We start from the raw sequence: 24,929 nt of genomic DNA on the forward strand, positions 1-24,929 counted from the left end.
AACGGCTATGAGAATACAATATTCCCATTTTCATTTTTTCCATCAAGTAGAAATGCGATGTACTTCACAGTAATTTGCGAATTACATTCCAAACAGGTGTAATATTTCAACAAAAACGCGCATTAAATATAAGAACCATTAATACAATAATAAAATTAGTGATATTTATGCGTGAATAATCACATTTCACTACGAGAAAAAATAATTCCCATACCGCTGTCATTCCTTTTTCACAAACAATCACCCCGCTGTGAACTTTATTTTATGGTCAGGAAACTAATGCTGGTTTGAGGGATGACATGAAGCTAAAAAACTATTCACTAATATTACTAATGGGTATGAGTTCCTCGGCGTTCGCCTTAAACGTCTATAATAAGGATGGAAATACGCTGGATATCTATGGCCGCGTTGAGGGTAAAATTGCGAGTGGCCAGAATTCATTTGCTGGCAGTGAAAGCCGAAGCGATCTGGGTGGTCGTGTAGGTATTTACCTCACCCGAGATCTGGATCTTTTGCCAGATACCAAAATCGTGGGTCGCCTGGAATGGCAGGTGCGTACCGAAAAAAATGATAACAATACCGGTGAAAGCGATATGGAGGCCCGCTATTCCTATGTCGGTCTGTCAAATAAAACATGGGGTGAACTGATCACCGGGAGAACCAAAAACCCGTTGTATCAGGTAATGAAAATGACCGATAAGTACAAAAATTTCACCCCTAATATCTACAGCTATGGCATTACAACCATTGATGATTCGTACCAGTTCAACCGACAGGACGGCACCGTACAGTGGAACGCCAAATTTGCTGGCAATGAAATTCAGTTGGCATGGGTTTCCGGTAATGGCAACAGCGATAACGAAGCCCTGGATTACGGCGCGATGGCCAGCTATCGCAAGTCTTTCAAATTTGGTGATTTTAGAATTACACCAGCACTCGCGGCCAGTCGCTACAAACGACAGGATGGCGTAGTGACCACCGATGGGCGTAATCAAAACGATCAAATTATGGGAGGATTACAACTCAGCTATAAAGCCTATGAAGTCGCGGTAACCGCATTGCGTACTTCTATTTCTCGCGATAACAAAAGCGATAATAATTATAAAGGGATGGATTCACTTATTTCCTACAATTTTGGCACCGTCAAAGTTCTCACCGGATATAGTTTTTTAAATGAAGATGGTAAAGATATTGCGGAAAAAGAAGACTGGCGTGCTGAAGCACAATTAACATTGGCTGAAGATACGTGGTTATCATTTACTTACGATAAAGAATTCGCCAGTAAGAACAAAAAAACCAATGATGATGCGCTCATCGTTGGACTTCGTTATGATTTCTAAGAGATAACCGATGAAAAAGATAACTTTGCTTGCCACAGCAACGGCCCTGGCACTGAGCAGTATCTGCGCTCACGCGGATACGTTGTTAGCGCCTTCCGCACATGCAAAAATGGATGGCGAGAATAAAATCGTCGCGCTTTATGGTAACTCGTTCACGTTCTATAACAATAATATCAATACCCGATTACGGGATTTGACGCAGTCTTTACTGCCTGATCATGCCAAAGGCTATAAATATCGGGGGATCACGATTTCCAGCGGTCATTTAGGCTGGCAAATTGAGAATATGCGCTACCAGAACACACTACAGAAATGGGATGTGGTGGTGCTACAGGGAAACTCCACAGAAACGATTTCAAAGAAAGAAAGTACCCGACAAAACTTCATTGACTCTGCCATCCAAATGGCTGAAATGGCGCATAAAGCAGGTGCAAAAGTTGTCTATTTCATGACCTGGCCGAAGAAAGCTAAACCCGAAGACAGCCAAAAACTGGCGGACGCTTATATCTCGATTGCGCAAAAAACGGGGGGATATGTGGCTCCGGTAGGTCTGGCTTTCGAGAAAGCGCGCAAGACCCATCCGGAAATCAACCTGTATTATCATGATGGTGTCCACCCTTCTATTTCTGGTACGTATCTCGCTGCCTGTGTATTCTTCGCTACCCTGTATAACCAGTCTCCAGTCGGCGGCGCGCTTCCTGTTGATACGGACATGACCCCTGCCACCGCCAAAGCGTTACAACAGGTAGCATGGGAAACCGTTACTGAGTTCCAAAAGTCATAATCACCGGGTTATTCATCCCCAACACGCCGGCAATCGTGCCGGCGTAAAATACATTATCCCCCGTCTATTCCTTAGCAACCTACGCAAATAAGAATTATTTTCATTTATTTATGCCATGTGCTATATAACATAGCAAAGGCTATATTCGATGATAAATTAACCATTTTGTTGCGAGGGATACTATGCCGCATCTGCCCCATCTGAAGTCATTTCTCCTTGCCAGCGTGTTAACAGCGCTGACGCTGTCACCCGCCTGGGCGAAAGAAAAATTCAAAGTGGTAACCACCTTTACGGTGATTGCCGATATGGCAAGCAATGTGGCAGGCGACGTGGCGGACGTTAGTTCTATCACCAAACCGGGTGCTGAAATTCACGAATATCAACCAACCCCAGGCGATATTAAACGGGCACAAGGCGCGCAGCTTATTCTCTCCAACGGTCTTAACCTCGAACTATGGTTTGCCCGCTTCTACCAAAATTTGTCCGGCGTACCGGAAGTGATGGTCTCACACGGCGTGCAACCAATGGGCATCAGCGAAGGGCCGTACAACGGTAAACCAAACCCGCACGCCTGGATGTCAGCGGAGAACGCGCTTATCTACGTGGATAACATTCGTGATGCGCTGATCAAATACGATCCGGACAATGCCGCAACCTACAAGAATAATGCGCAGAATTATAAAGCGAAAATCCAGCAGACCCTGGCGCCACTGCACACAGAACTGGCAAAGCTCCCTGCTGATAAACGCTGGCTGGTCACCAGCGAAGGCGCATTCTCTTATTTAGCTCGTGATAACAATCTCAAGGAGCTGTATCTGTGGCCGATCAACGCCGATCAGCAAGGTACGCCCAAGCAGGTACGCAAGGTTATCGATGCCATCAGAGCGCATCATATCCCAACGGTATTTAGCGAAAGCACCGTGTCCGACAAACCTGCGCGTCAGGTTGCCCGTGAGTCTGGCGCACATTACGGCGGCGTGCTGTATGTCGATTCGCTCAGTGCAGCCGACGGTCCGGTACCGACCTATCTGGATTTACTGCGCGTCACCACGCAAACCATTGTTAACGGCATCAACAAGGGTCTGGAGAGCCAACCATGAGTCACTCTGCGATTACCGTAAATCAGGTTACGGTGACGTATCGCAATGGTCATACCGCATTGCGGGACGCCACTTTTCAGGTTCCGGGCGGCTCAATTGCCGCTCTGGTCGGCGTAAACGGTTCAGGAAAATCAACGCTTTTTAAAGCGCTGATGGGTTTTGTCCGCCTGGCGCAGGGGGAAATCTCAATTCTGCAACAGCCGGTAAATAAGGCGCTCAAACAGAATCTGATCGCCTATGTCCCCCAGTCAGAAGAGGTGGACTGGTCGTTTCCGGTACTGGTGGAAGATGTGGTGATGATGGGACGCTTTGGCCATATGGGCTGGCTGCGTCGACCAAAACAAATTGACCACGCCTGCGTGGATGCGGCGCTGGCGCGGGTTGATATGCTGGATTATCGCCATCGTCAGATAGGTGAACTGTCCGGTGGGCAGAAAAAGCGTGTTTTTCTGGCAAGGGCCATCGCACAGGACGGACAGGTTATTTTACTGGATGAACCCTTTACCGGTGTGGATGTAAAAACCGAGGCCCGGATCATCGACCTGCTGCGTGAACTGCGTGATGAGGGTCGAACCATGCTGGTCTCTACCCATAATTTGGGATCCGTCACTGAGTTTTGTGATTACACGGTGATGATTAAGGGCACGGTGCTGGCAAGTGGCCCCACCGAAACCACCTTTACCCCCGAGAATCTTGAACTGGCATTCAGCGGCGTACTGCGTCACGTTGCGCTGAGCGGCGGTGAACAGCACGTGATTACCGATGATGAACGCCCGTTTATTTCTCGACGCACGGCAAACGAGGGGGAATAACCATGAACTGGCTAACGGAGCCGTTTGGCTACCAGTACATGCTCAACGCCATGTGGGTCTCGGCGATGGTCGGCGGCCTGTGCGCGTTTCTCTCCTGCTATCTGATGCTCAAAGGCTGGTCGCTGATTGGCGATGCGCTGTCGCATTCTATCGTTCCGGGCGTGGCAGGCGCTTATATGTTAGGGCTTCCCTTCGCGCTTGGCGCATTCCTTTCCGGCGGACTGGCGGCGGGCAGTATGCTGTTTCTTAATCAACGTTCGCGCCTGAAGGAAGATGCGATTATCGGACTGATTTTTTCGTCTTTTTTCGGTATCGGGCTGTTTATGGTGTCGCTCAATCCGATGTCGGTGAACATTCAGACCATTATTCTCGGCAACGTGCTGGCGATTGCGCCAGAAGATATTCTACAACTGGCCATCATCGGGGTTATTTCGCTAACCATCCTGTTTTTGAAGTGGAAAGATCTGATGGTGGTTTTTTTTGATGAAAACCACGCGCGCTCTATCGGTCTGAATCCGGGCCGGTTGAAGCTGTTATTTTTTACGCTGCTCTCCGTTTCCACAGTCGCCGCGCTGCAAACCGTCGGCGCGTTTCTGGTGATTTGCCTGGTGGTTACGCCAGGTGCAACGGCCTGGCTGCTGACCGATCGTTTTCCACGCCTGCTCACTATCGCCGTAGCTATTGGCAGCCTGACCAGCTTTTTCGGCGCCTGGCTGAGCTACTGGCTGGACGGTGCAACCGGCGGAATTATTGTCGTTCTGCAAACGCTGCTGTTCCTGCTGGCATTTGTCTTCGCGCCAAAACACGGTCTGCTGGCGAATCGCCGCCGCACCCGTCTGGTGAACAAGGAGTCAGTATGATCTTAACAACGCTGCTGGAACCCTTTCAGTTTGGTTTTATGGTCAATGCGCTGGTCATCTCCACCATTGTCGCCGTGCCCTGCGCGCTGCTGTCTGTATTTTTAGTACTCAAAGGCTGGGCTCTGATGGGCGATGCAATGAGCCACGCGGTTTTCCCGGGAATTGTACTGGCGTGGATTGCGGGCATCCCACTGGCAATTGGCGCATTTATCGCCGGGCTGTTCTGTGCGGTGGCGACGGGTTATCTCGACGATAACAGCCGCATCAAACGCGATACCCTGATGGGAATCGTCTTTTCCGGCATGTTTGGTGCAGGACTGGTGCTCTACGTCTCTATCCAGTCAGAGGTCCATCTCGATCATATTCTGTTCGGCGACATGCTGGGCGTATCGTTCAGCGACATCATACAAACCGCGGTTATTACGCTTGGGATAGCGCTTATTATTGGGCTTAAGTGGAAAGATCTGCTGCTGCATGCGTTCGACCCGCATCAGGCAAAGGCCAGTGGGCTTAATACTGCGCTGCTACATTACGGCCTGCTGTGCATGATCGCCCTGACGATTGTCGCCACGCTAAAATCAGTAGGGATTATTTTGTCGATCTCCTTACTGATTGCGCCTGGCGCCATTGCGATTTTAATGACGCGGAAATTTTCCCACGCCTTGTGGCTGGCGGTGATTATGTCGGTCGTTACCTCGTTTATGGGCGTGTACCTGTCTTTTTTCATCGACAGTGCACCGGCCCCCACCATCGTCGTACTATTTTCGCTACTGTTTGTGATGACCTTTATTTATTCCACCCTGCGCGATCGTCGTTTAGAACGGCGACGCCAGCAATACGACCTCTGATGGAGTGGGCAGTGATATGCCCGCTATCGTTTTTAGAATACGTAATGACAATATTCCCAGCGTCCTGAACAAATGCCCCGTTCTGAAACCATGCCATATTTACCAGCGCTATTTAATAATCAGATAGTCACTATCACATTAGATAAAAATACAGGTAAATTTTATGAGCAAGATGAGCATGTCAGAAATCTATTCTGAACCAGAGGCCTATGGCTTACCACGCAAAGGTATAACACTTAATAATAAGGAAGCTGCGTTGGTGGTAGTCGATCCACAGATCGATTTTTTAAGCCCTCAGGGTATTGGCTGGGAGGTTTTCAAAGACAGCATTATTGAAAATAATACCGTAGAAAATCTCGAGACGTTGTTCAAAATGGCAAAAGAAGCACAAATGCCTGTTTTTATCTCTCCGCATTATTACTTTCCGCACGACCATAAATGGCAATCTACCGCACCGGGAGAAACATTTATGCACGGCACTGGAATGTTCAATCGTAAAGGTCCACTGACAATGGAAAATTTTGAAAATTCCGGCGCAGACTTTTTACCGCAGTTTAAGCCATATATTTATGATGGCGAAACGGTCATTGCCTCACCGCATAAGATTTTCGGACCAGAAACCAACGACCTGGTACTGCAATTAAGAAAACGCGGTGTCTCACAGGTTATTCTCGCCGGTATGGCTGCCAATCTGTGTATTGAATCCCATATGCGTGAATTGATTGAGCAAGGTTTTGAAGTTGTCGTCGTTAAAGATGCGACAGCGGGTCCGCGCATTCCGGAAGGTGACGGTTATCTCGCCGCTCTAACCAACTACCGCATCATTGCCAATGATTTATGGGACACCGATACCACGGTTGAAAAGGTAAAGGCAGCAGCTAAGTAATAGCTATGAGTACGGTTACCGAGGGTAATTGTATGTACAACATCGCTTATCCATTAGCCATCAAAATAAATTTCATTAAGCGCGGAGCTTTTCCATGAATCTTAAGTTAAAGGTTATTTCGGCATGTATTTTACTTTCCATGTCAGTTTCAGCTACTCAGGTATTGGCCGCTGCCAATACAAATGAGACAACTTACTTAGTTAACCGTGGTGATCCACAATTAAAGGTCAACGGCAAATATATCGATCAGATCATTGCCGAGGTAATGGCGAAAAATAATCTGCCGGGTTTATCCATGGCGATTGTTCAGGCGCCTTATATTCCGCGCTCAGCGGGATACGGTCTGGCAACAGCAGCCAATGATGAGCTTGCTTCCACCAAAACCATGTGGGGAATTGGCCCTATCACGCAAGCTTTTACTGCAGTCGCAGTAATGCAACTTGTAGAGCAAGGCAAATTGGATCTGAATACTCCTGTGAGTGTTTATTTGCCTGGCCTACCGGAAAGCTGGCATAACATTACGATTCTGGAATTAATGCAGCACTCATCCGGGATCCCTGATTTCAGATCTTTCGGCTATAAACAAGAGCAAAAATATACACCTGCGCAGCTGGTTGATCTTGTTAAAGATAAACCGCTCGAATTTAAAAACGGCACGGATATCAACTCCAGCGCAACTGACTTTATCCTGCTAGGTATGGCTATCGAGAAAGTCAGCGGAATGAGTTACGTAGACTTCGTCAACAAATACCAAATTGCGCCGTTAGGTCTGCAAAGCACCATGTTCGCAAAAGACATGCCAACGAAAGCATTCCTTGATCGCCCGACGCCTGATAAGCAACATAATCAGCATTCGAAATTTAAGTCAGAAATTGACTGGATCAACCCTGTTGAGCCTGCAACAGGTTACGTCGCAGCGGGTGACAAACTGGCGCCTGTCAGTGCGATCGCCACTGATAATCTGTACGCCTATGGTGGTCTGTGGTCGTCAGCGGAAGACATCAGTAAGTGGGATATCGGTCTTGCCGGCAGCACGCTGGTTAAAGACAAAAAGCTGCGCGACATTATCTATAGCCCGGCAAAACTGAAAAATGGCAAAGTCGTGCCTGCCATGGCCGGCTGGGAATTTACCCGCCATCCTGGTTTTCTGGAAATCAAAGGAACCACAGGTGGATTTAGTGCCTATCTGAGTCGTTTTACCGCCGGTGATGAACTGGTTTGCGTGACAATGCTGACCAACAAAGAAGGCGTAGACATGACTCAGGTGGCTCGTGATATCGCTGAAGCCTATAAAATCGGGCTGGGTTCTGGGTTAAATTCAGAGAAGATCAAAAACCAGGAAAGTAAATTCTCTGTCGATGAAACGGTCTCCCGACTGAAAGCCATTCTGAAAAGCGAAGGCGTTCCGGTATTCACTGAAATTGATCACGAGAAAAATGCCGAGGGCGCGGGAATGAACCTGAGGCCAACGAAAGTCCTGGTATTTGGTAACCCTAAAGTCGGCACAAAACTGATGCAGGATAAACAGGGTGTCGCGCTGGATCTGCCGTTACGTGTCTCCGTATGGCAGGATAAGATCGGGCGAGTTTGGGTCGGTTATGAAAACCTGGATGACGTAGCAAAAACCTACGATCTTCAGGACAAGCAGACCATTGATAAGATTGACAACTTTATGACTAAGCTGGTCAGTCGGGCTGTTGATGCTTATATCCAGTAACGGGATATAGCACTCCAGCCTTCTCATGCTGCGGGACCGTTAAAGCTCCCGCAGCGTGTCAGCGCCAGCTTAATAGCGGGCTAAACGCCTCGCGGCCCACCAGGGCACGAAGCGCAGGTAGATGACAGTTACGCGCCAGAAGCGGAGGTACGGCAAAAATAATGTCGCCGGAGAGCATCACATTCTCAAGTTGTCCCCATAGGTACCAGCCGGTTTCAACGCCACTGTCAGGGACGCGCAAATGCAAATGCCATCCCTCCTGCGGCTCATCCGCAATCCCCAGCCATTGGCTAAATCGGGGGATTTCAGGCACAACCTGAGTCACTAACGAGCACACACCAACCTGGTTTGCCGGTATATACAACGTTAGCGCTCCCAAAGTAATACGTACCGCCGCCAAATTAGTGGGAGCCGTCATAACCGCTGGTCTCCTGATAACGCTCAAAGACCAGATTCAGATCGAGCAGCGTGTACCAGGTTTCCATCACGTTAACCACCCCCACAGCGATGCTTTGTAACGCCGGGGGCAACGAATCTCCTGGCAAATGAATTTGGCTTTCGGCGACTTCCAACACATCAATCAATTTATCTATCAGGATCCCACTTTGCATTTTCTCGGCGCATCCAATCAGAATAGTGCGCTTACCTGCCGAATTAACGGTAGGTTTATCGATCAGGCTGTCCAGTCTCATCACCGATTCCACCCGTCCACGATAGTTGATGACCCCTTCAAGCATTGGCGCGCAACAGGGAACCCAGGAGATCGGGCGCTCAGCAAGGATCTCTTTAATTTGCGCCCCATAGAAGGCAAAATTTTTACCCGCCAGTTGAAATAACACCAGCGTGCGCTGGGGTTCATCAACGTTTTCACACTCCGGTTTTTCACCATGGTTCAGCGCAAGCATCTGCTCCAGCTGTTGGCTCATATTGACTCCTTTTACTCGGCAATGCAGAAAGTGTTACGGCCATTTTGCTTCGCGGCATACAGCGCCTGATCGGCACGCTCGCGCAGCGTTTCAATCCGATCGCCAAATTGCCACTGGGCAATGCCCGCGCTGAAGGTACTGTGAAAACTGGCGTCGTTAACGGAAAACGTGACCTGCTCGTAATCCCTGCGCAATCGTTCGACCACGCGCGCAGCCTTGTCACTGCTGGTGTTGGGCATAATGATGACAAACTCTTCACCACCGTAACGGCCAACGATATCGGTGCTGCGTAATCGATGGGAGAACAACTGCGAAATACCGACAATTACCTGGTCACCGACCGCATGGCCGTAGGTATCGTTAATACTTTTAAAGCGATCCAGGTCCACCATCACCATACAAAACGGGTTGCCGCTGTAGTTCGACTCGGCAATCGCGCTTTTGAGAAAATGGGTGGTCGTTGAGTGGTTATATAACCCGCTCAGACTGTCCTGCGACATGCGGGCACGCAGGACGCGCATTCTTTCCGCGCGAATCGATACGGCGCGGATCAGCTCCTCAGGGTCGCTCTGTTTGAGGATAAAATCCTCCGCGCCGATGCTCATTGCTCCCAACTGCGCATGCTTGTTGGTCTCGCTGGAGAGATAGGCGATAGGCAGGCCAATATGCTGCGGTATTTGGCGAATCAGTTTTGTCAGTTCCTCACCGCTGAACTCTGGCATGTGATAATCCATCAACACCAGATCGATCGGCTGCGCATTCAGTACATGCAGTAGATAGTGAGGTTTTTCCAGCACATGCACTTCCATACCCGCCAAGCGCAGCATCTCCGCGTTGTATTCCGCCACCGCGGGTTCGTCATCGATCAACAATACCTGGTAAGGCTTTTTCAGCGACGGTTGAGTCAGGCGATGAAGTTCCTGGACTAAATCGGTGATAGACGCAGGTTTTACGTAGTAGCCATCACAGCCGGATTTGATGGCGTTGACGCGGGCATTGAAATCGCTATGGCACGAGAGGAACAGCACCGGGAAAGGTTTGCCAACTTTTCGTTTCAGATCCGACATCGCCAGCGGCCCACCGTAGGCATTGTCCGGAAAGCTGACATCCATAATCACCACGGCAGGCGGTTGCGACAATACGGCCTGAGTAAAATCCTGCGTGTTCGCGAACACATGGCAGGTAAAGCCGAAACAGCGCAGTTGGGTCGCGAGCAGCTCGACCTGGTCAATATCATCATCACACAGGTAGATAGGCTTACTGGCCCGCCGAACATATCCCTCTTCCGGGCGCTGTGCGGCGATCGGTAATGTGAACTCCGTATCGCTGATACGATGTTCAAGATTGAGCTGCTCCTGGGTCAGGGTGTACAGCCACCTGATGATTCGACGCAGCTCATCGTAATGCAATGTGCTTTGCTCTGTTTCCGGCTCTGTTAGTAAACGCTCACCTTCTGCTGAGGCATTCGCCAGCGGGCTAAAGCCAAAGGACCCTGCCGAACCGTGAATACTGTGCAGCAGGATATGTAGCTGTTTGCGACAGGCTTCGCTAGGCTCTGCGACCAGTTGAACGAGTAATCTTTCCGCTTGTGCCAGCATGTCGGGAATTCGGCGTAGAAACCCCTGCCGTAAACGCGCTATTTTTTCCTGCGCTGCCGCCATCGCTATATGCTTATTTTCTTGTTTCATCAAACACGTAGGCTTATTCAGTTAATCGCAGATGGTTGCAGTAGCGCATTGACAGCAGCCCCCAGATTTTCCGCGAGGTTTTCATCTTTTTTCACCCAACGGTCGTACAGAGCGTCGCTGCCCGTTACTTCATTGGCACTCAGTAAAATAAAAGGCTTAGCCCAATCCTGAGCGCGTAACAGCGCCAGCAAATCCAACCCACTGATCTCTGGCATATGCAGATCGCTAATCACCAGGTCGATGTTGTTATCCGAGTCCAGGCACGCCAGGGCGGAAATCGCGCTTTCCACAATCACCACATCGTAGCCGTCCATTTGCAAAAATATGGATGCCAGTTCAGCCGCAAAAAGATCATCATCAACTAATAAAATTCGCATTTTCTCTCTCGATTTTGCGCCATCAGCACAAAAGCATTTTTAATGTTTTTATCAAACTGTCCTGCTCGAAATCGCCCTTGGCGATGTAGGCATCCGCGCCCACCTGAATCCCCCGTCGCCGGTCCTCTTCCTTCGCGCGGGACGTCACGATGATGATTGGCGTATGCTGGTAGTTTTTCTCCCCACGCAACGATTTGGTGAAGGTGAAACCATCCATAAACGGCATTTCGACATCCGTCAGTACGGCATCAAACTGGGTCAGTTTCGCTTTTTGCAGCCCCGACAGCCCGTCTTCTGCCAGAGTCACCTGATAGCCGTGCGCTTCCAGCACGTTCTTTTCTATCTCACGGGTATTCAGTGAGTCATCAACCACCAGCACATGCCAGGCATCCTGCGTTACATTCGTGGCGGGCGCTGGTGTACTGGTTTGCCGTGATTGTTGCGCCATCGCCATCAGCGCGGGAACGTGCAGGATGCTGACCAGTTGGTTATCCGGTGTTTGTACCATCCCGGAGACCAGCGACTGCTGTTGCATATGCTTCGGTAACGGTTTAATCATCATCTTGCGTTCATCGAGGAGCTTATCCACTTGCAGCGCCATTTTGCTGTACTGGTTCTGCACCACGATTAATCGCTGTCCGGGCGTTGAAAAGCTGCTCTGGCGTTCATGAATGCCCAGTAAGCTGCCTACGCAAACCACCGGGATAAACTCGTTATGCAAGATAATGGCAGGACGTCCGGCGATATCGCTGATCCCCTGTGGCGTGCATTCCACCACCTCAACCACATACTGCGCAGCCAGTCCAAAAAGGTGCCCCTGCTCTTCAAATTGCAAAATCCGCATCATGGTTAACGAAACAGGCAACCGCAGGTTAAAGCTGGTTCCGACTCCCGGACGGCTATAAACCTGCAAATCGCCTTGCAGGTCGGTCACCACCGTTTTGCGCACCACATCAAGACCAACGCCGCGACCAGAAAGCTCGGAGACTATCTTGCTGGTCGAAAAGCCGGGATGAAAAATCAGCTCATTACATTCCTGCTCGGAGAGCTGCCCGGCCATTGAAGCAGGAACCAGACCTTTACTGACCGCCTTCGCGCTGATGGCCTCATAGTTCAGACCACGGCCATCATCTTCGATACGCAGTAATATCCCGCTGCCGTCCTGCTGAGTAGTGATGGTAATCGTGCCGCGAGTGGATTTACCGAGCGCCAGACGTTCGTCGATCTCACCAATCCCGTGATCGACGGCATTACGCAGTAGATGCGTCAGCGACTCCGAAAGCCGATCAATGAGCTGGCGGTCGATTTCCACTTCTCCGCCAACAAAGCGGCACACCACCTGCTTGTTCAGTGTGGAAGCCAGTTCGCTGACCTGCAGTGAAATGGGTTCAAACAACGTTGAAAGTGGCAGCATACGGATCCGCGCCGCCACATCGTATAGTTCAAACATCTGCAAATGCTGGAGCTGAACGCTTTCTTTTAACTGGGCGCTAAAGTCGTGGATCTGCTGGCGAAGCTGTTCAGCGCTTAATCCCGGTAACCGTGGTACCAGTTGGCTCAGGTTTTGTATTTGCTGTTCCAGGCGATCATGTCCGGCGAGCACCTCCCCCAGAATGTCGATCAGGCCATCGAGCTTATTCAGCTTTACCCGAACGAAATCCGCCTGCTTAATACCGGCATCCATGCTGGAAGGTGTTGCAGGCGCTGGGACTACCGGTTTTTCTGTTGCCCCGGCAGTTTCGACAGTCAGCGTGATATCCTCTCCCCGACTGGCGCGGGCAAGGCGTTCGCACAGCCCGGCATCCGCCGGTGGCAACTGATTATCCCCTTCGCTGACAAAAAGCTGGGTAAGCTGACCAGAAAGGTACTCCACAGACTCATGGATCAGATTGCCCAGCGCCCTGTCCGGCGTCAGTTTGTTATCACGTAGTTCACTCAATACATCTTCAAGATGATGCGTGACATCGGCAATGCTTTGCAGCTTCAGCATCCGCGCGCCCCCTTTCAGGGTATGCGCAGCGCGAAACATCTCACCTATCCAGGCGTCGGTATGTTCATCAGCGGAGAGGAGAAACGCCCCTTCGCTGATCGTCTGCAAATGACCTCTCCCTTCATCAATAAAGCGCAGAACGAATTTTTTCAGATCGATAGCCATAATCGCTCTTATTAGCCACTTTGATGGGCGAATTGCGCCAGTTGATGTTCACACAGGAAACGAAACGTATTGCCAGGAAATACCATTGGCAAACGCAGACGACAAACCGATGACGGATTGTTTATCTCGTCGTTCAGTAACTGCATCACCACACGATAAGTCCGTTGAGCAGGCTGGTATAACTCGCTTTGCCGGTACATTTCAGCCAGATAATAGTGTGCAGGCCAGTAGCCGGGTTCCTGATAAACCACCTGCTTGAACCAGGCGATGGCCTGCTGGGTCTGGTGTTGCCACATCATCGCCAGGCCGAGCAGCATTTTGGCCTCTGCCGACCACTCATCCTGGGCGAGGATCTGCTGTGCGTTTCCGGCTGTTTGAGAAAATTCACGCTGCTCGAGGGCAATAACCCCCTGGATCAGCAGCGCATCCTGATTACGGGGATCGTCACGTAATACACAGGCGATACACTTTTCAGCTTCAGAAAAACATTTTTCATCGAGGCTGGCGCGTGCTTTCTTCAGCCAGTCATTACTCTGCTGCGCCGTGGGCACCAGAGGAACCTGTTCAACCACCGTTCTCGGCTGCGGAATGCGCACCGCAACTCTGGGTACAGGCACAACCCTTGCCGCTTCACTATGGTGGCAAAAATAGAAAATCCCCTCTTCCTGCTCCAGCTTCAGAATGTCGAAATTGTTAGCCAGCGTTTCCGCATTGCCAAAAAATAAGGCTCCCTGCGGTTGCAACATCTTCAGCAAATTACTGTGCAGCTCGCGACGCGTTGGCGTATCAAAATAGATGGATACATTGCGCAGCAAAATGATGTCCACTTCCGGCAGTAACTGTTCTTTTATAATGTTGGTGCGATGGAAGGAGACCTTCTCACGGATCTCATCATGCAGCCGGTAGAGGTTTCCCGAGCGGGTGAAGTAGCGTTGCTGAATACTCGGGTCGACGCCACGAAACGAGTAGCTTGAATAGCAGGCGTTGCGGGCTTTTGCCAGGATTGCCGGGTCAATATCACAGCCGTAAATTTCGATGCGCTGGGCCATCCCGCCGAGGTATTTCTCATGCAGCTTGATCGCCAACGAGTAGGCTTCCTCTCCGGAAGAGCATCCGGCACTCAGAATACGCACCGGGCCGCTGCGCTGTTGCAACAGACGCGGGATCCATTTATCGCAGATTAAATCCAGCGTATCGCTTTCACGGAAAAAATAGGTTTCGTTAATCGTAATCAGCGTGATGAAACTATCAAACTCATTCTGCGAGCTACGCAGTTGTTCATAGTATTCATAGTAATCATTGATTTTTCGCTCGGCCATTCGCCGACCCAGCGCCGTTTTCAGCAATGCTTCCATGGCGTTATCGAAATGCAAACCGACCCGCTCTTTGATCAGGCGCGCATAGTCAGGAAGATTAGGGATCATGGCAATTTACTCTCAACATGCCCGTGGCAAGCCATCGAAAGCAGTACCGCAGCAAGACCATCCAGAGGGATCGTGCGGTGTATTAGTTGCTTGTCGATCGCGTTCTTATTCATACCGAATACCACCGAACTTTCTTCGTCCTGCGCCAGCGTTGTTCCGCCACGGCGGACAATAAGCTCAATGCCGCGGCAGCCATCGCTGCCCATGCCGGTCATAATCAGTCCGACGGCTTTTTCGCGAAACACCTCAGCCACCGACTCCAGCAACAGGTTGCAACTGGGATGGTAAACGTCGCTTTCCTGTCTTGGGATCGCCGCTAAACGCTGGTTGCTTTTGACGATCAGGTGCTGCTCCGGCGGCAATATATACACATACCCCGCTTCCACCCGATCGTCCTCCTGCGCCAGTCGCACCTTCAGATCGGTCACGCTATCCAGCCAATGCACCATATTTTTCGCGAAGCCATCGGCAATATGTTGGGCAATAAGTACCGGGCACGGGAACGTACCGGGTAGATCCTGCAACAGCTTACTGAGCGCCTGCGGCCCGCCCGTCGAACAGGCAATCGCCAGCACAAAGGGCCAGTCCTGTGGCGTTTTTACAACGTCTATCATCGGTCGTGCAGTGGGGATTACCGGTTCGCCTGGATAGCGTAATCCCTTGATATGTCGAATAACTTTCACACCGACCAATAATTCTACTTTACGATGCAAAGCATCCGTTGAGAGTGGTGAATCACTGCTATGGTGCAACACCGCCAACGCACCACGGGAAATGTAGTCATCATCCCATTGATTCTCTGGACAAAATCTCATGACAAGGATCGGGATTGCGCTGGTTGCCATGATCGTTTCCACGATCTCGACGTTATCGACGCTCGAAATATCCAGCGTCAGAATCAGCAGGTCAGGCATCAGCTGTTGCAACAGTCGGATCGCCTGCCTGCGATGGGCTACTTGCCCCACCACCTTAATGTGCGGGTGATCCTCCAGTTGCCTGACCAGCTCATTACGCGATGCGCTGCCCAGGTCGAGGATCAGCACCCGAATGTTGCTGCTATTCATGCATCTGTTTCCGTCAGTGTGAATGAGGACGAAGCCTCTTTCAGCGCTTTCGACAGTTGTGTCATATCCTGACTGACAACCAGAATGTCTTTGATAGATTGCGAGGTATAGTTACTGGCAACAACGATCTCACGCAGCGCCATCACCACCTGATTACTCGCCGTTTTCTGTTGCTGTGTTGATAGCGATATTTGCAGCGCTGCCGTCGAGGTTTGCTCGGCAGTCACAACAATATCGTTCAGGTGTTCGGCGCTGACTTTACAGGCAATTGCGCCCGCTTTAATGCTCTCGCCACCTTTTTCCGCGTTCAGCACCAGACGATTAATCGCGTTTTGGATCTCGCTGATCTTATTTTCAATTTCAACCGTCGATTCCGTCACCGAATCCGCCAGACGACGGATTTCAGCCGCCACAACCGAGAAACGCTTACCGGCTTCCCCGGCGCTGGCAGCTTCGAGCGCTGCGTTAAAGGCGATAAGTTTCGTCTGATCCGCGACGCTGTTAATGATCACCATCACGCGACTGATTTCCGTCGACTTATTACCGAGCATCATGATTTCACGCATGTTTTGCTGATTGTCGGTATCAATATCCGTCATACGCATCAGCAATTGCGACATCGACTCGGAGCCTTTATTGCAGTCCTCGAGCGTCTGGTTGGCAATATCCACAACCGCCCGTGAGTGTTCGGCTATCTGTGTCGATGAGGCAGACAGCTCTTCCATGGTGGAGGTAATTTCAGCTACTGAAGATGAGGTTTCCACGCTGGTTGATGCCTGCCCATCGACCGCTTCGGTAATATGCAAAGATGCCTGATGTACCGAATTTGCATGAGAAACCATACCGCCTACCAACGAGTGCAGACGCTGACGCATCATCTCCACCGCGCTCAGCAGTTCGCCTATCTCATCGTGGTGATCGACCTGAACATCTACCGTTAAGTCACCTTCGGCAATGGTTTGTGCAATCCCCAGGACACGGTTTAATCGCCGCGAGATCAGGAAACGACTGGCCACAGCAATCAGCAGTAAAATGATGGGCAGCAGCAGCGCGGTGAACAGCAGCAGACCGTTACGCACCAGATTGCTGCTCTTGGCGACATCATCAACATAGTTGGTGGTGGCGATTATCCAGTTAATCCCTTCAACGTATTCATAAACGGCAACTTTGGTCTTCGGCAATGCGCCATAACCGCTCACCCAGTTGTAGTAAGTGATGCCATTCTTGTGTTCGAGCATGTCGGCAAACAGCTTAAAACCATTGGCATCGGTAATATTAATTGCCTGCTGGTTGCTCAACGAGGGATGGACCAACATACGACCGGGTTCAAATCCGGCATCCAGCACGTAGGCGTAGCCATCTTTACCAATATGCACATTCAACAAACGCTGAATGATCGGTTGCAAACTCTGTTTGACGTCGAAACCCACCGCGACGGCCCCCACCACCTGACCATATTTGTCAGCAATCGGTTCGTAGTGACTAATAAACTGTTTACCGAACAGTGTGACCACACCGGAAAAGGGTTTATTTTTCAAAAGCAGCGGCAACGCCGGATTATCATGCCCTAGTGCTGTTGCCGTTGCCGTATTGCCTGAACTCGCCAGTAACGTACTGCTGACACGTACAAATTGCTCGCCTTGCAGAATAAACGTACTGGCAAATACGCTGGTTAATTCGGTGAAATGTGAGTTGGTATTCGGGTTGCTCAGCACCGCTTTTAATTCAGTAGAGTCCATATAACGCAGCGGTTTATTGGCAACGTTTTGATAATTATTAATATAAACATTGCTGTAATGTTCCGCATCGCGAGTCACACGCTGAAACTCGTTAGAAATACTGTTGTGGAATATCCGCGTGTTGGTTTTAATCATCTCCAGCGCATTGACCTGCAATTCTCTGGAAAGATAAGACGATAATATAAAAGAGGCGCCAATCAGCAACGTTGCGATACAAACAACCAAAATCATACCGAGCTTCATCGCCACACCGGGATGGATGTTGTGTAGCCAGGACAATAGTCGAGCGCGCGGTCCCTCACTAGTGGTATTCGCCGTTCGATTTTTTACTTTAATAATGTCACTCATGATTTTTATTCTCTACCTGAGAAGAAATTACTCTTTTTTTGGTCATCAGGAGCTAGCGCCCTGTGATTCGAGCGTGAACAGCGGCGTAGGTTTGCCAATGTGATATCCCTGTAACCAGCCCACATTCATTTTTTCCAGACAGGCCTGAATAGTGGCGTTCTCGACAAATTCAGCGACCACCTGCATTTTTTTCATTTCAGCAACGCGGCAAAATGACTCAACGATGTAGTAACTAATTTCACTTTCGGTGATCCGTCGAATAAACGAGCCATCTATTTTCAGGATATCTGCTTCGATGTTCATCAAGCGCGCATGACTCGCAAACCCGGTGCCAAAGTCATCAATTGCCACCCGACATCCCAGCTGACGTATTAAACGTAGCGTTTCCACGGTTTGTTCTTTGTCTGATAACGTATCTGCTTCCGTTATTTCAAAAATAATCCGCTGTGGCTCCACCGCGTAGTCGTGCAGGAGTTGGGTGATCTTCATGACAATATTTGAACGACATACCGTCACCGGTGCCAGGTTAATAGAAAAACAATGCTGCGGGTGGTTACGCATAAATTTGAGGGTATTTTCGATAACCCAGAGATCGATATCCGGTGCCAGCCCCGCATCATGAGCAACCGGCAGGAAACTGTTCGGTGGAATAAATTCACCCCGTTCATTAAGCATACGGATCAATATTTCATGATACGGCGCTTCACCGTGGGTACTAACTATTGGCTGTGCCATCAGGACAAACGCATTGTTATCCAGCGCATTTTGCAGCGCAGTGCGAATTTCTGTTTTATCAACAATGTGGTTGCCAAGGATCCGGCTATGCTGCGCCTCAAGGTTTTCCGGCCTGCCGTTGGTGAGTGATAAACCCGCCACCATGCCCAGTTTCCCCACCAGCTGATAAATGTCATCACTCAGATCGTTAATCAGGCAATAGCCCAAACCACTGCGAAAACCCAATCGATGGTTGTTGTAAAAGAGACGAAAACTGTTGGCGGCCTGATACAGATCGCATAGCCGCTCCCAGGTGCCATTTTCCAGCCGGATGAGCAGATCATAACCCGCGTGGTAATAGACTTTCTCGCTTTTCACCAGATGTCTGCGCAAATGCTCAGCAAGGATCTTCTGGTAGCGGGCGCGGAAATGAAAACCATAGCGACGCGAAAAAAGCTCCAGCTCAGGGATCTGTATCAGACATACGGTCGCGCGTTCAGTGGTAAATAGCTCCGTCTTCAGCGCCCGTAAATTTGCCATGCCTGTCATCGGGTCAGTCAGCCCCAGCAGCAGCGCCTGGTTAAAGCGCTGACGGGTAAATTTTGCCAGTACCCCCATGATCACAATGGTGAGTGAAAAGACAAAGATCAACGTCGAAACCAGCGCCTGATGCAGCATGAAGTTAACATCGCTGGCGATATAGCTGTCGTTATGTTTGCCTAAGATGATTAATACGATCGTCCACACCAGCATTGTGAACAAGTGGCCAATCTTGATTGCTCCCCATAACATCAACGGGAATAACAGGATCAGGCTATAGATAGAGAAAAAAACATCCAAATTATCCGGTGATGTTAAGAAAAACATCAGAAAAAACAGCAAGATGCACCAGGACGCAACGCCGTAGACGCCGATATTGCCTTTACACTGTTCGGCAATGGCCCGCAGAAAGGTCAACAGGAAAGACGGTCGACGAATGATGCGGTAAATCTTGTAAAATAAAGGGATCCCCGTCAGGCAACCGTTGATGATCCCCTGAATACGTACCAGCATGCCCAGACTCAACGCCGGAATGTTATCCACATCGGGGCGTTGTCCGTGGGCGACAAACATTGCAAAGAGTTTGCTGAACACCAGATACAGCAGGACGTTGTAGCCACAAAGCCAAACCAGGCGATTAAAGCTAATTTTGATGCGACCAAAGCTAACGCAGCTGCGTCTGCCGGTGAATTTGCGGTACGCTGCATAACTTAAGGTCGACGCGATGATCAGGCACAACGCATCTACCCGTTCATTTTGCGGACCGACCACAAACATGACCGTCAGGAACAGAAGAAATCCCGGCAACACCCGAAAACCAAACAAGACCAATGCGGCAGAAAATACGGCTAGCTTGAGATCGTAAACTGTTAAAATAGTATTATTGAGAACGCTGTAACCGTTAAGATATTGTGCCAGCGGGTAAAAAAGGCCAGGTAAGACAAGTGGCAGGCACCATTCCCGAATGTTTTTTATCGTGTTTGAATTTATTATTGCGTCCAAATCAATTTATCCGCTATGCACTATACCAATAGGACTTTAATCCAGACTCGAATGTCACAAACAAATCCTTTTGGGTCAGCCGATAAACCATAGCAAAATTGTCAACATTGACCGCGCACTGAGAAAATAAAATAAGGTTCTATAATGAAGAGAGCATATTATTCATATCAAATCAGGAAATAAATACCCATTTATAGACAAAAATGGACATCCTGTGGGGATAAAATCACTAAAACGCCTATCCAAAAAACCGCTAATTCATTGATGTTTCGTAAAAAACAAAAAAACCTTTGTCAGTTTCCCAACACATCCAACCAGTACGTATAAAAAATCTTCTCAAGCACCATGAATGTCAACATTAATATCCTGAAAGGGGCATTCTGAAAATGTATTTTTATGTACATTTTTTCCTATTGACGAAAAGAGCAGCGTTATCTATATTCGCATACCGTTATTTTTGTCATTACTCGCCATGGTTCAATGTTAGTTATTTGTTACGTCATTACGTTTCACATCTTTCATCTACTTATTTGCAACAATAATATTCCATCAAGTAATAACAGAAATTAATTTTAGCACCGAATAATCTTTTCAGGAATTAACATAATCCGTGGCAAAGTCTCTGTTTTCCCTTAAAGCAATAAAAGGGTGGCAACATTCAATCACTGGCAAAATAACGCAATTCTTGCTGGCGGGTATCGTTATTGCGTTTAGTGCTGGCGCGTTTACCAACTGGAGCCTGATAGATAACTTTTCTTATCAGCAGTGGGTGCAACGGGCTGAGGCGAATGCACAGATTATGACCTACATCATCCGCAACGTGTATACCACCGTTTCGGTCGAAACTAGCGATGCAGGGCAGATATCCCGCATTGTCTCCGACAGACAGATTGGTGACACCGACTCTATTATGCAAACCGGTTATAACCCGGTTGACGTTCTGGCACTGGCATCAGTACAGACCCATAGCCCCACCTGGTTGTTTCTGTATACGCCGGAGAAAGGGTTTGTTGGCATCAACAACAAGTCAGAAGAGGGTGATGGGATCATTTCTTTCCCCGGTCGTCTGCCGCGCGATGTGCTGGGTAACTACTATGTTGGCTTCGCCCAAATTAATGGCGAAGAGTGCTTTATCAGCGCCGTTCCTATTCTGACGCCTTCAGGTGAGATCCTCGGTAGCCTGATTAGCAGCATTGGAAAAAAAAGCGATCTCTACGCCACCTACGATGCGATGCTGAAAAAAAGCAGTATCATTTTTGTCCTGATTTTGCTGGTAACGCTGGCACTGGTCACGATGTTTATGCGCCGTTTATTCCGTCCGGTTCCGCTGCTGATTAACTCCCTTACCCGCATCGCCCATGAAGAGACGGACTGTATAACGCCCTATCTTGATCAGGACGATGAGATTGGACATCTGGCCGGGGCGATTGAAAAATTGCGCGTCGCCATGAAAGAACGCGGCTATCTGCAACGAATGCATGAAATGTCGCAAAAGATGGAGCATATGGCCCATCATGATTCACTGACCGGATTGCCCAACCGCGTTTCGTTTGGCCAGGCGTTAGATAAACGCGTCAGTGAAATCCATCAGGACGAAAAACCATTTAACCTGCTGTTGATTGACCTCGACAACTTCAAACCAGTAAACGACACCTTTGGTCATAAAGCGGGCGATGAGCTGTTAATCAGCGTTGCCCAGCGCCTGCAGCTCTTGCTGGGACCTAACGATATCACAGCGCGTCTGGGCGGTGATGAATTCGCCATTCTGCAACATGTCAGCGATAACGCCATCAAAGAAGCGAATCGGCTGGCGAAGCGGATTATTCGTGCGCTGAGCACCCCATTTACCTGGAGCACGCATACTTTTTCCATCAGCTGCAGTATCGGTATCACCACCGCGCCGTATCAGGGCAATAATACCTCGACGTTGATGATCAATGCCGACCTTGCCATGTACGCCTCAAAACATCATGGCCGCGGTTGCTTCCATTTCTTCGAAGACGGCATGGTGATGAAGCATACCCACAGCCTGTTTATTAATCAGGAAATCATCGATGGTATTGATAACAAGGAATTCGAGCTTCATTACCAGCCAATCATCAATCTGGAAGATGAAAGCGTGTATGGCTACGAATCGCTGATACGCTGGAATCATCCCACCAAGGGTCTGATTTATCCTGATTATTTTATCAACATCGCCGAGAACTCCGGTCTGATTGTCCGTTTGGGCGAATGGATTATTCGTCAGTCCTGTGAAGCCGCTGCCAAATGGCCGGAACGTATCAGGGTAGCCGTCAATATCTCGGCCTACCAGCTGCACAGTCCGGGGCTGGTTGACGTTATCAAAGATGCGTTACGCATTAGTCAACTTTCAGCCCAGCGCCTTGAAATAGAAATTACCGAATCCGAAAAGCTGGATAAGTCGATTGCCTTACCCGTGCTGCAAGAGATCCGCTCTCTGGGCATTGAAATCGCGATGGATGATTTAGGCACCGGCTACGCGGCACTGGATTATCTGCTGATCTATCCTTTTACCCGCATCAAGATTGCGCGCACGCTGGTCGACAAGCTTCAGCAAGATAATGCCAGTCAGTATTTGATTGTGATGCTGATTCAGTTTGCCCATAAGTACAATATGTCGGTCACCGCTGAAGGAGTAGAAACCGCGCAGCAGCGTGACATTCTGCGCGACATTGAGTGCCAGAATGTGCAGGGATATTTCTTTAGCTATCCGCTGCGCGAGCGTGAAGTGCTTTCCGCATTTGCCAAAGAGGTCATTGAAGAAGGACTGTGCAATGTCTGACTTCTTTCACCCGGTAAAGCGCATGTTGACGGTTTTTGCCCTGTTAATAGCGTTAGCAACGCCATGCTTAGCAGGCTCTCCCCTGCCGATACACACGCTGGAGCAGATCGCCAGCAAGAAAAGCATTACCCTTGGTTATCAGGATGATGCGTTTCCTTTCTCCTGGCAGAATGGCAACGTACCTGCCGGCTATTCCATTGATATTTGCAACAGTATCGTCAGCGCGCTCAAGACAAAACTTCAGCTTAAAATGCTGAAGGTCGAGTGGATAAAAGCTAACTCGGCATCGCAGTTTGTCCTGATTAAAAATCACATGGCAGACATCATGTGTATCCCGGCCTTTTATTCAAAAAGTCGCCACAGCATTAGCGATTTCTCGCTGCCGTTTTATTTTTCAAGCACCCGCTTCGTCATGCGTAAAAATGAAAGCAACGACAATCTGGCAGAGCTTTCCGGACATAGCGTACTGGTAAAAAGCGGCACGATTTACGTTGAGCAACTGCAAAAAGTGAATGCCGCCAATGACCTGGATATTAATATTCAACTCGATACCAACAACATTACCGCCTTCAATGAACTGAAGAATGGTGAGTATTCTGCACTGATCTCCAGTACGGTTTTACTCAAAGGGATGATCGCGCAAACGCCTAATCCTGATGACTATGAACTTTCCGATATTGCGCTCAGCACCCCGCTACCGGCGGGCTTGTTACTACCGTTACACGATAAAGAATTTAAAGAATTTGTTGATGACACGCTCTCTTCCCTGATGATCAGCAACGAATTTACTGCGCTGTACAAAAAATGGTTTCAGTCACCGATTCCGCCGAAAGCCATTAATTTAAACATTCCCATGTCAGAGAACCTGAAAGCATTAACGTCTGCTAAAAAGAAGATCAGTTTTGATTATGAAAAATATAATTAATCGTGAGATGACAAGGGTGAAGCGTACGGCGCAATGGCTGTTTTTACTGGCAGGCCTCGTCATCTCCCCCGCACTGATGGCGCAACAGAACGCTGCGACGCTCGATCATATTCAGAACAGCAGCGTGCTCAACGTGGGTTATCGCCAGCTGCCACCGTTTTCTTTTACTGACCACAATGGCAAAGTCACGGGTTATACCATCGCGGTATGTAACATGATTGCCGATAAGTTGCGCCAGTATTTGAAGCTCAACAGCTTAACCATTCATTATATTCCCGTGAATTTTGCAGAACGCTTCTCCGCATTAAACACACGGAAAATAGATATGGACTGTGGTGTAAATACTAACGCACCGGAGCGGACCTCCAGCGTTTCATTTTCGCTCAACTACTACACCGCGAAAATGCGCATCATCTCATTACGTAAAAATAATATACAGTCAATTGCCGATCTTAAAGGTCGCACGGTGAGTCTGACCGGAAGCTCAAAAGATTTGCTGGAATTTAATAAAGCAAACAGAGAGCAACACCTTAATATTTCAACGATTACCAGCACCACCATAAAGGGCGCATTTGAGAAGATGGCGCATAATGAATCTGCTGCTTTCTTTGTTGATGATATTCTGGCCTGGCCGCTAATTAATCATAGCGAGCAACCTGAACTGTTCAGCGTCTCTTCTGAGAGCATCGGCAATGATATGCACTATGCCATTATGATGAGGAAAAACGATCCGCAGTTTGTGACGTTTGTTAACAGTACGCTGAAAGATTTTTTTGCCTCGCCGGCCAACGTGCAATTACGTAAAAAGTGGTTGTCCCCCTGGTCCTGCGAAAAGCTGAAAAACCCGTCTCCGGGCAGTTGTCAGCATAGCCATTGA

20 protein-coding genes are annotated in these 24,929 nt (G+C 49.1%); 11 read left to right on the top strand and 9 right to left on the bottom strand.

Annotation, left to right across the window (positions count from 1 at the left end; genetic code table 11):
- The first annotated feature begins 299 nt into the window (after window positions 1-299).
- From OGY37_RS19220 to OGY37_RS19255, 8 genes are all read left to right on the top strand, one after another.
- Window positions 300-1,340, top strand: a complete 1,041-nt coding sequence (locus OGY37_RS19220; protein ID WP_032944758.1) for a porin — start codon at window positions 300-302, stop codon at window positions 1,338-1,340.
- 10 nt (window positions 1,341-1,350) lie between these two features.
- Window positions 1,351-2,124 carry an SGNH/GDSL hydrolase family protein gene (locus tag OGY37_RS19225; RefSeq protein WP_286621576.1) on the top strand — a complete coding sequence of 258 codons (774 nt, stop codon included), beginning with the start codon at window positions 1,351-1,353 and terminating at the stop codon, window positions 2,122-2,124.
- 182 nt (window positions 2,125-2,306) lie between these two features.
- Window positions 2,307-3,224 carry a metal ABC transporter substrate-binding protein gene (locus OGY37_RS19230; RefSeq protein ID WP_286621578.1) on the top strand — a complete coding sequence of 306 codons (918 nt, stop codon included), beginning with the start codon at window positions 2,307-2,309 and terminating at the stop codon, window positions 3,222-3,224.
- Window positions 3,221-4,036, top strand: a complete 816-nt coding sequence (gene sitB, locus OGY37_RS19235; RefSeq protein ID WP_003825870.1) for an iron/manganese ABC transporter ATP-binding protein SitB — start codon at window positions 3,221-3,223, stop codon at window positions 4,034-4,036. Before OGY37_RS19230 ends, sitB begins: the two co-directional genes overlap by 4 nt.
- Before the next feature lie 2 nt (window positions 4,037-4,038).
- Complete coding sequence (gene sitC, locus OGY37_RS19240; RefSeq protein WP_286621582.1) at window positions 4,039-4,896, top strand: iron/manganese ABC transporter permease subunit SitC; 858 nt, start codon at window positions 4,039-4,041, stop codon at window positions 4,894-4,896.
- The gene (sitD, locus tag OGY37_RS19245) at window positions 4,893-5,744 is read left to right on the top strand and encodes an iron/manganese ABC transporter permease subunit SitD (RefSeq protein WP_032944764.1); all 852 of its coding nucleotides are present in this window, start codon (window positions 4,893-4,895) and stop codon (window positions 5,742-5,744) included. Before sitC ends, sitD begins: the two co-directional genes overlap by 4 nt.
- Window positions 5,745-5,907: 163 nt before the next feature.
- Window positions 5,908-6,630: a cysteine hydrolase family protein gene (locus tag OGY37_RS19250; RefSeq protein WP_103014827.1), complete on the top strand. Its 723-nt coding sequence runs from the start codon at window positions 5,908-5,910 to the stop codon at window positions 6,628-6,630.
- A 94-nt stretch (window positions 6,631-6,724) separates the two neighbouring features.
- On the top strand, window positions 6,725-8,347 hold the full coding sequence (locus OGY37_RS19255) for a serine hydrolase (RefSeq protein WP_003825862.1): 1,623 nt from the start codon (window positions 6,725-6,727) through the stop codon (window positions 8,345-8,347).
- Between the two features lie 58 nt (window positions 8,348-8,405).
- Here OGY37_RS19255 and OGY37_RS19260 read toward each other — a convergent pair whose 3' ends face one another.
- The 9 genes from OGY37_RS19260 to OGY37_RS19300 are packed head-to-tail and all read right to left on the bottom strand — an operon-like array spanning window position 8,406 to window position 20,324.
- Window positions 8,406-8,765, bottom strand: coding sequence for a hypothetical protein (locus OGY37_RS19260; protein ID WP_003825861.1), 360 nt, complete (start codon window positions 8,763-8,765; stop codon window positions 8,406-8,408).
- Complete coding sequence (locus tag OGY37_RS19265) at window positions 8,749-9,273, bottom strand: chemotaxis protein CheW (protein WP_003825859.1); 525 nt, start codon at window positions 9,271-9,273, stop codon at window positions 8,749-8,751. The genes OGY37_RS19260 and OGY37_RS19265 overlap by 17 nt, the downstream gene beginning before the upstream one ends.
- A gap of 11 nt (window positions 9,274-9,284) precedes the next feature.
- A complete protein-coding gene (locus OGY37_RS19270; protein WP_286621585.1) occupies window positions 9,285-10,961 on the bottom strand; it encodes a diguanylate cyclase in 1,677 nt (558 codons plus the stop codon).
- 17 nt (window positions 10,962-10,978) lie between these two features.
- Window positions 10,979-11,338 (bottom strand): response regulator, encoded by a 360-nt coding sequence (locus tag OGY37_RS19275; protein ID WP_008785648.1) that lies wholly within the window; start codon window positions 11,336-11,338, stop codon window positions 10,979-10,981.
- A 22-nt stretch (window positions 11,339-11,360) separates the two neighbouring features.
- The gene (locus OGY37_RS19280; RefSeq protein ID WP_286621587.1) at window positions 11,361-13,493 is read right to left on the bottom strand and encodes a hybrid sensor histidine kinase/response regulator; all 2,133 of its coding nucleotides are present in this window, start codon (window positions 13,491-13,493) and stop codon (window positions 11,361-11,363) included.
- Between the two features lie 11 nt (window positions 13,494-13,504).
- Window positions 13,505-14,917, bottom strand: coding sequence for a CheR family methyltransferase (locus tag OGY37_RS19285; RefSeq protein WP_286621589.1), 1,413 nt, complete (start codon window positions 14,915-14,917; stop codon window positions 13,505-13,507).
- Complete coding sequence (locus tag OGY37_RS19290) at window positions 14,914-15,981, bottom strand: chemotaxis protein CheB (protein ID WP_003825849.1); 1,068 nt, start codon at window positions 15,979-15,981, stop codon at window positions 14,914-14,916. Before OGY37_RS19290 ends, OGY37_RS19285 begins: the two co-directional genes overlap by 4 nt.
- A complete protein-coding gene (locus tag OGY37_RS19295; protein WP_063940964.1) occupies window positions 15,978-18,068 on the bottom strand; it encodes a methyl-accepting chemotaxis protein in 2,091 nt (696 codons plus the stop codon). The genes OGY37_RS19290 and OGY37_RS19295 overlap by 4 nt, the downstream gene beginning before the upstream one ends.
- A 45-nt stretch (window positions 18,069-18,113) precedes the next feature.
- Window positions 18,114-20,324, bottom strand: coding sequence for a sensor domain-containing phosphodiesterase (locus tag OGY37_RS19300; protein ID WP_063940963.1), 2,211 nt, complete (start codon window positions 20,322-20,324; stop codon window positions 18,114-18,116).
- 610 nt (window positions 20,325-20,934) lie between these two features.
- Here OGY37_RS19300 and OGY37_RS19305 point away from each other — a divergent pair.
- Genes OGY37_RS19305 through OGY37_RS19315 form a run of 3 tightly spaced genes read left to right on the top strand, consistent with a single transcriptional unit; the run spans window position 20,935 to window position 24,929 of the window.
- The gene (locus OGY37_RS19305; protein WP_149281311.1) at window positions 20,935-23,127 is read left to right on the top strand and encodes a putative bifunctional diguanylate cyclase/phosphodiesterase; all 2,193 of its coding nucleotides are present in this window, start codon (window positions 20,935-20,937) and stop codon (window positions 23,125-23,127) included.
- The gene (locus OGY37_RS19310; RefSeq protein ID WP_286621591.1) at window positions 23,120-24,052 is read left to right on the top strand and encodes an amino acid ABC transporter substrate-binding protein; all 933 of its coding nucleotides are present in this window, start codon (window positions 23,120-23,122) and stop codon (window positions 24,050-24,052) included. The genes OGY37_RS19305 and OGY37_RS19310 overlap by 8 nt, the downstream gene beginning before the upstream one ends.
- Complete coding sequence (locus tag OGY37_RS19315; protein WP_286621594.1) at window positions 24,036-24,929, top strand: transporter substrate-binding domain-containing protein; 894 nt, start codon at window positions 24,036-24,038, stop codon at window positions 24,927-24,929. The genes OGY37_RS19310 and OGY37_RS19315 overlap by 17 nt, the downstream gene beginning before the upstream one ends.

The organism is Citrobacter sp. Cpo030 (assembly GCF_030333005.1).
In the GTDB taxonomy this organism is placed as follows: Bacteria; Pseudomonadota; Gammaproteobacteria; order Enterobacterales; family Enterobacteriaceae; genus Citrobacter; species Citrobacter portucalensis.

Excerpts from the sequence above, each read along its gene's own strand:
- OGY37_RS19315 (WP_286621594.1), top strand. The coding sequence starts at position 24,036 with ATGAAAAATATAATTAATCGTGAGATGACAAGGGTGAAGCGTACGGCG.
- OGY37_RS19270 (WP_286621585.1), bottom strand. The coding sequence starts at position 10,961 with ATGAAACAAGAAAATAAGCATATAGCGATGGCGGCAGCGCAGGAAAAA.
- OGY37_RS19275 (WP_008785648.1), bottom strand. The coding sequence starts at position 11,338 with ATGCGAATTTTATTAGTTGATGATGATCTTTTTGCGGCTGAACTGGCA.
- OGY37_RS19295 (WP_063940964.1), bottom strand. The coding sequence starts at position 18,068 with ATGAGTGACATTATTAAAGTAAAAAATCGAACGGCGAATACCACTAGT.
- OGY37_RS19285 (WP_286621589.1), bottom strand. The coding sequence starts at position 14,917 with ATGATCCCTAATCTTCCTGACTATGCGCGCCTGATCAAAGAGCGGGTC.
- OGY37_RS19265 (WP_003825859.1), bottom strand. The coding sequence starts at position 9,273 with ATGAGCCAACAGCTGGAGCAGATGCTTGCGCTGAACCATGGTGAAAAA.
- OGY37_RS19255 (WP_003825862.1), top strand. The coding sequence starts at position 6,725 with ATGAATCTTAAGTTAAAGGTTATTTCGGCATGTATTTTACTTTCCATG.
- sitB (WP_003825870.1), top strand. The coding sequence starts at position 3,221 with ATGAGTCACTCTGCGATTACCGTAAATCAGGTTACGGTGACGTATCGC.
- OGY37_RS19220 (WP_032944758.1), top strand. The coding sequence starts at position 300 with ATGAAGCTAAAAAACTATTCACTAATATTACTAATGGGTATGAGTTCC.
- sitC (WP_286621582.1), top strand. The coding sequence starts at position 4,039 with ATGAACTGGCTAACGGAGCCGTTTGGCTACCAGTACATGCTCAACGCC.
- OGY37_RS19290 (WP_003825849.1), bottom strand. The coding sequence starts at position 15,981 with ATGAATAGCAGCAACATTCGGGTGCTGATCCTCGACCTGGGCAGCGCA.
- OGY37_RS19280 (WP_286621587.1), bottom strand. The coding sequence starts at position 13,493 with ATGGCTATCGATCTGAAAAAATTCGTTCTGCGCTTTATTGATGAAGGG.
- OGY37_RS19260 (WP_003825861.1), bottom strand. The coding sequence starts at position 8,765 with ATGACGGCTCCCACTAATTTGGCGGCGGTACGTATTACTTTGGGAGCG.
- sitD (WP_032944764.1), top strand. The coding sequence starts at position 4,893 with ATGATCTTAACAACGCTGCTGGAACCCTTTCAGTTTGGTTTTATGGTC.
- OGY37_RS19225 (WP_286621576.1), top strand. The coding sequence starts at position 1,351 with ATGAAAAAGATAACTTTGCTTGCCACAGCAACGGCCCTGGCACTGAGC.
- OGY37_RS19310 (WP_286621591.1), top strand. The coding sequence starts at position 23,120 with ATGTCTGACTTCTTTCACCCGGTAAAGCGCATGTTGACGGTTTTTGCC.
- OGY37_RS19250 (WP_103014827.1), top strand. The coding sequence starts at position 5,908 with ATGAGCAAGATGAGCATGTCAGAAATCTATTCTGAACCAGAGGCCTAT.
- OGY37_RS19230 (WP_286621578.1), top strand. The coding sequence starts at position 2,307 with ATGCCGCATCTGCCCCATCTGAAGTCATTTCTCCTTGCCAGCGTGTTA.